Origin of the sequence: Okeania sp. SIO2B9, assembly GCF_010672505.1 — a bacterium.
GTDB classification, from domain to species: Bacteria; Cyanobacteriota; Cyanobacteriia; order Cyanobacteriales; family Microcoleaceae; genus Okeania; species Okeania hirsuta.
Genome location: NZ_JAAHGK010000344.1, coordinates 1 through 6,210 on the forward strand (window position 1 = coordinate 1; position 6,210 = coordinate 6,210).

Below are 6,210 nucleotides of genomic sequence, written 5' to 3' on the forward strand. Positions count from 1 at the left end.
TCTTGTGAAAAATTTAGATGATATTTTATCTAATAATTCTCAATATAGAAATGATATAGCAGCATTTGGAATTGTTGCAGATGCCGATAAAAAAAATCCTGAAGATGTAGTAGCAGAATATTATAGTGACTTATGTAAATACTTCCCTAATTTTCCTAATCAGCCTGGTTTTGTAGATATAAATATTCCCAGAACAGGTATTTATGTATTACCAGATAATATTTCTCACGGAGTTTTAGATACCTTATTATGTGAATGTGGAAAAGTAGCTTATCCAGAATATATGGAAAGAGCTAAATCATATCTAGCAGACTTTTCTGAACAAGAACAAAAATCTCTTAAATGGAAGCCATTTGATCGATAAAAAGCTTTAGTAGCCACAGTAGTTAGTGTTTTAAAACCAGGAAAAACAAATACAGTTAGCATCGCAGATAATAATTGGGTGAGCGATAAAACACTTCTTGAAGTAGCAGCATTAAAAAAACTAAAAACATTTTTAATAGAACTTTTAGAAATAACTAATACTGCTAACCAAAATATTAGGTTTTGAAAACTTTTAAAATTAGCTGTATGATTACGCTCCCAAATTCAGAGTCACCTCTTAAACCTTGGAAAGAAACAGTAGTATGATCATAAAAAATACTAAGAAAAAGGAAACAAGCAAAATGAGAGAAACTTCCCAACCTGTTGTAAACAAAGTAGCCATCATTGGAGCGGGGCCTGGTGGTCTAGCAACAGCGATCGCTCTGAGAAAAAAAGGTATTGATGCCCATGTGTACGAGCGAGCCAAGGAATTACGTCCAGTAGGGGCAGGTTTAGGTTTACAGGCCAATGGTTTGAGATGTCTAGATGTGATTCAACCAGGTATAGTAGATATACTAAAACGTTCAGGTTGTCAAGTTAAAAGAGTGACTGTGAAAACAAGCACTGGAGAAACAATTAGGACTAGCGAAAGTACCATGATGGAAAAATATGGGCAACCACTGTTAATTATTTGGTGGTGGCGTTTGCAACAGATTTTAGCATCATATCTACCACCAGAAGTCATTCATCTGAATCATCGTTGCATTAGCTTTGAACAAAATGAAAACACTGTTATTACTCATTTTGATAACGGAAAAACTGCCCAAGCAGACTTGCTCATTGGAGCTGATGGGGTCAAATCTACAGTTAGACAAATATTGATTGGTGACGGGCAACCTAGATATCTTGGCACTATGTCTTGGCGTACTGTCATTAATTATGACAATAACAACGATCTACTACCACCAAATGAAGTCATAATTATGAGGGGAGAAAAAAGCATATTATTCCTGCTTAACTTAGGGGAGGGAAATATGTACTGGGGCGCTCGGAAGGTATTGTCAGATTCCTCTCTGTCCAGGACTGCTGATGAGGTTAAGTCTCGTGTCCTCAAAGAATTTGCTGATTGGATCGAGCCGGTGCGGAAACTGATGGAAGCAACCGATGCTGAACGGATATTAGAAAGGGCCAATCTGCGACAGACTGCCATTGAAGCAATGGAGTTATGGCAGGGTAACGTTATTGGGAGATGCAGCTCATCCAATGGCACCATCCGCAGGACAAGGAGCTAATACTACTTTTGAAGACGCTTATGAACTTGCTGAATGTTTGGGTAATTTCCCAGACCTGCAAACTGCACTTGCCAACTATGACAACCGACGCATCCAGCGTACAGCAATTATTCAAACCCGTAGTGCGGAGGGCGAGAAAGGTTACTACAAAAATACTCAGCAGACAAACCCACAGCCACCGCAGGGTTTTGAAGAGTTTCGACATTGGGTATATGATTACGATCCAAAATCAGAGTCACGTCTGAAACCTTGGAAACAGACCTGAGTAGTATAACAACAAACATCAAAAAAAAGGAAACAAGCAAAATGAGAGAAACATCCAAACCTATTGTGGAAAAAGTTGCCATTATTGGTGCGGGTCCAGGTGGTCTAGCAACAGCGATCGCTCTGAGAAAACAAGGTATTGATGCCCATGTCTATGAAAAAGCCAAGGAATTTCGTCCAGTGGGAGCAGGTTTAGGTTTAATGCCTAATGGTCTAAAATGCCTGGATGCTATTCAAACAGACATATTGAATACTCTAAAAAATTCAGGTTGTCAACTCCAGAAAACTACCTTGAAAACAATCAGTGGAGAAACAATTAGAACTAGCGAAAGTAGCATGATGGCTAAATACGGACAACCAACATTAACTATTTGGTGGTGGCGGTTGCAACAGATTCTGGCATCATTTCTCCCACCAAACGTTATTCATCTGAATCATCGTTGCATTGACTTTGAACAAAATGAAAACAATGTTGTTACCTATTTTGAAAATGGAAAAACTGCCCAAGCCGATCTACTCATTGGAGCAGATGGTGCAAATTCTGTAGTCAGACAAAAATTGATTGGTGATGGGGAACCTCAATATCTTGGTAGTATGTCTTGGCGTGCTGTTCTTGACTATAAAGAGGAGCTACTGCCACCTGATGAAGCCATTATAATGAAGGGAGAAGACAGTCTATTATTTATCTTCAATTTAGGGGAGGGAAATATGAACTGGATTGCTCAGAAGGTATTATCAGAAGCATCTTTTTCCACCACTCCTGCTGAAACAAAGTCTCGTGTTGTCAAAGAATATGCTAATTGGAACGAATTAGTACAGAAAGTGATCGAAGCAACCAATGCTGAACGCATCTTAGAAACTCCGATCTGCCAGAGACTAGCATTAAAGCAATGGAGTTATGGTAGGGTGACTCTATTGGGAGATGCTGCTCATCTGATGCCACCATCATCAGGGCAAGGTACTAATACCACTTTTGAAGATGCTTATGAACTTGCTGAGTGTCTGGCCAATTTTCCCGACCTAGAAACTGCTCTCAATACCTACGACAAACGTCGCATTCAGCGCACAGCAATTATTCAAACCCGTAGTGCTAAAGGTGATAAACTTCAGTTCTATCAACCGAGTCAACAAACCAAGCAAAAGTCACCGCAGGATTTTCAAGAGTTTCAAAATTGGGTGTATGATTACGATCCAAAATCAGAGTCGCGTCTGAAACCTTGGAAAGAAACTGTAGTAATATAACAACAAATACTAAAAAAAAGGAAACAAGCAAAATGAGAGAAAGGTCAAAACCTATTGTGGAAAAAGTCGCTATTATTGGTGCTGGTCCTGGTGGTCTAGCAACAGCGATCGCTCTGAGAAAACAAGGTTTTGATGCCCATGTGTATGAACGGGCTAGGAAATTTCGTCCAGTGGGAGCAAATATAAGTTTGCTGCCTAATGGTCTGAAATGCCTAGATGCCATTAAACCAGGTGTAGTGCATACACTAAAATATTCAAGTTGTCAAGTCCAGAGAGTCACTTTGAAAACAAGGACTGGAGAAACAATCAGGACTACCGAAAGTCCCATAATGAGAAAATACGGACAACCAGCATTAACTATTTGCTGGTGGCGTTTACAACAAATTTTAGCATCTGCACTTCCAGCAGAAGTCATTCATCTGAATCATCGTTGTATTGGCTTTGAACAAAATGAAAACAGCGTCATCACCCACTTTGAGAATGGCAAAACGGTCGAGTCAGATTTGCTTATTGGAGTTGATGGGGTAAACTCTACAGTTAGAGAAATATTGATAGGTGATGGTCAACCTCGATATTTGGGTAGTATGTCTTGGCGAGCTGTTGTCAATTATCAAGAAGAGTTACTACCTCCAAATGAAGTCATCGTTATGAACGGAGAAAAAAGCATATTATTCCTGCTGAACTTAGGGGAGGGAGATATGTACTGGGGCGCTCGGAAGCTTTTACCAGACTCCTCCCTTTCTTCCACTTTTGCTGAAGCAAAGTGTCGCGTCCTTAGAGAATTTGCTAATTGGATGGAACCAGTAAGAGAACTGATGGCACAGACAGATCCTGAACGGATATTAGAAGGGCGGATATGTGACAGACTGCCATTGAAGCAATGGAGTTATGGTAGGGTGACGTTATTGGGAGATGCAGCTCATCCGATGGCACCATCAGTAGGGCAAGGAGCTAATACTACTTTTGAAGACGCTTATGAACTTGCTGAGTGTTTGTACAACTTCTCAGAGCTAGAAACTGCACTTGCAAACTACGATAACCGTCGAATTCGCCGTACAGCAATTATTCAAACCCGTAGTGCGGAGGGTGAAAAACGCTATTATCAATCTAATCAGCAAACCAATCAAAAGTCACAGCAGATGTTTGAAGAGGAAGAGTTTCAAAATTGGCTGTATGATTACGAGCCAAATTCAGAGTCACGTTTTAAACCTTGGCAAGAAAAAGTAGTAGTATAAGAACAAATATAGCCATAAGAAATGATTCGTGAAAGAAACTGTAGGGGTTTTGTCTCCCAACCCAAGCGCATAAAGGATTTGGAGACCAGAAACCTACGATAAATCTTACAACCTATTTCGGATTACTATACCAATCAAAAGGAAACAAGCAAAATGAGAGAAACTTCTAAACCTGTAGTGCAGAAAGTCGCCATTATCGGTGGCGGTATTGGTGGTCTAGCAACAGCGATCGCTCTGAGAAAAAAAGGCATTGATGCTCATGTCTATGAGAAAGCTAGAGAGTTGCGCCCAGTCGGCGCAGGTTTATCCCTCAATCCTAACGGTTTAAAAGCTCTAGAGGCGATAGAATCAACTATAGTAGAACAATTAAAACAAGCGGGGAGCATACTCAAAGTCGTAAGCTTGCAGAAAAATACTGGAGAGATAACTCAAAAAACAAAAATCACCCTAATGGAAAAATACGGACAACCTTTGTTGAGTATCCGCTGGTCTAAATTACAGGAAATTCTGGCAGCAGCACTTCCACCAGAAATAATTCACCTGAATCATCGCTGTGTTGACTTCACTCAAAACCATAACAGTGTAACAGTAGAATTTGAGGGCAAAAAAACAGTAGAGGTAGACCTAGTAGTAGGAGCAGATGGAATTAAATCTGCTGTCAGACAAACACTAATTGGTGATGGCGAACCTCGCTATTTAGGTAGAATGTCTTGGCGTGGTCTTCTCAAGTATAGTCACGAACTGCTTGGTGCTAATGAAGTGACTACAATGACAGCCGCACCTAAGAACCTTACACTGATGGATGTGGGTGACGGATATATATTTTGGGGAGCAACAATGCTGTGTGTAGATGATTCTAATTCTGGGAATGCTGCTGATATTAAATCTCGGCTGCTCAAAGAATTTGGTGAGTGGGCATCTCCTGTGCCTGAGATTATGGAAGCAACAGATGCAGAAATCATTGTAGAACGACCGATATGGGATAGAGAACCATTGTCCAGTTGGAGCAAGGGGAGAGTTACACTTTTGGGAGATGCTGCTCATCCCATGAGTCCATCTATTGGACAGGGAGCAAGTACGGCTTTTGAAGATGGCTACGAACTCTCGGAGTACCTGGCAAAAGCTCCCAACCTTGACGCAGCTTTAGCTCTATATGATAGAAATCGCATAGAACGCACACATATTATTCAAGCTCGTAGTGGTTTGGCGGGCAGGCGAGCATACGAACCTGACAGCGAAAAATATCTTCAGGAGATATTCAGAAGTAATGAGGAGTTTGAAGACTGGCTTTATAAATACGATCCATTAGCGGTAGCGTCCTGTAGGGTATATTAGCCAGTCGAGAGGCGATCGCACAAAATTACAGTGAAGATCGCCTAAATTAGTAGGCACTATATATAGTATCCTTGCGTAAGTCCGATCGTAACAAATAGCCAAATACCAATACTAATATGAAATTACCCCCAGACAAATCTACTATTTTGCCCTTGAAAGCAAGTCTATTAACACTTTTAGCTATTATACCTCTTGTATCCATACATGGACACGAAAAAGATGTGTTGACTTTGATAAGCGATCGGTATATTCTAAAATCACATAAATACAATCACTCCAAACAGCCTCCAGTTAAGTATCAGAGTCAATCGCAGCCAGTAACGGAAAGTTTGAAAAACGCTCAAACTAGTGCAGGATGGCAGAAATAAGTGACCAGTAGAAGCAATGCCTTCTTCCTGAGATAGAATACTCAGAAGTGTGATCGCGATCGTAAAATAAATGGTCAATAGCCAAGCTAAAAATGATCGGCATTGAGTTGGATCCTTGAGTCAGTATGACCATGAATCTGAATCTGGTTAATCATCCTCTGAAAACCCCTG

At 40.5% G+C, this 6,210-nt stretch carries 6 protein-coding genes; all 6 read left to right on the forward strand.

The window, feature by feature from the left end:
- A partial coding sequence (locus F6K13_RS13895) for a DUF3226 domain-containing protein (protein WP_353735660.1) occupies positions 1-364 on the forward strand: 364 nt, incomplete at its 5' end.
- Positions 365-665: 301 nt separating this feature from the next.
- A complete protein-coding gene (locus F6K13_RS13900; protein ID WP_287287641.1) occupies positions 666-1,595 on the forward strand; it encodes an NAD(P)/FAD-dependent oxidoreductase in 930 nt (309 codons plus the stop codon).
- Positions 1,567-1,860, forward strand: a complete 294-nt coding sequence (locus F6K13_RS13905) for an NAD(P)/FAD-dependent oxidoreductase (protein WP_287287643.1) — start codon at positions 1,567-1,569, stop codon at positions 1,858-1,860. Before F6K13_RS13900 ends, F6K13_RS13905 begins: the two co-directional genes overlap by 29 nt.
- Positions 1,861-1,901: 41 nt before the next feature.
- Complete coding sequence (locus F6K13_RS13910; RefSeq protein ID WP_287287644.1) at positions 1,902-3,101, forward strand: NAD(P)/FAD-dependent oxidoreductase; 1,200 nt, start codon at positions 1,902-1,904, stop codon at positions 3,099-3,101.
- Between the two features lie 32 nt (positions 3,102-3,133).
- On the forward strand, positions 3,134-4,336 hold the full coding sequence (locus F6K13_RS13915) for an NAD(P)/FAD-dependent oxidoreductase (RefSeq protein ID WP_287287645.1): 1,203 nt from the start codon (positions 3,134-3,136) through the stop codon (positions 4,334-4,336).
- 153 nt (positions 4,337-4,489) lie between these two features.
- The gene (locus F6K13_RS13920) at positions 4,490-5,671 is read left to right on the forward strand and encodes an NAD(P)/FAD-dependent oxidoreductase (protein WP_124155620.1); all 1,182 of its coding nucleotides are present in this window, start codon (positions 4,490-4,492) and stop codon (positions 5,669-5,671) included.
- Positions 5,672-6,210 lie beyond the last annotated feature (539 nt).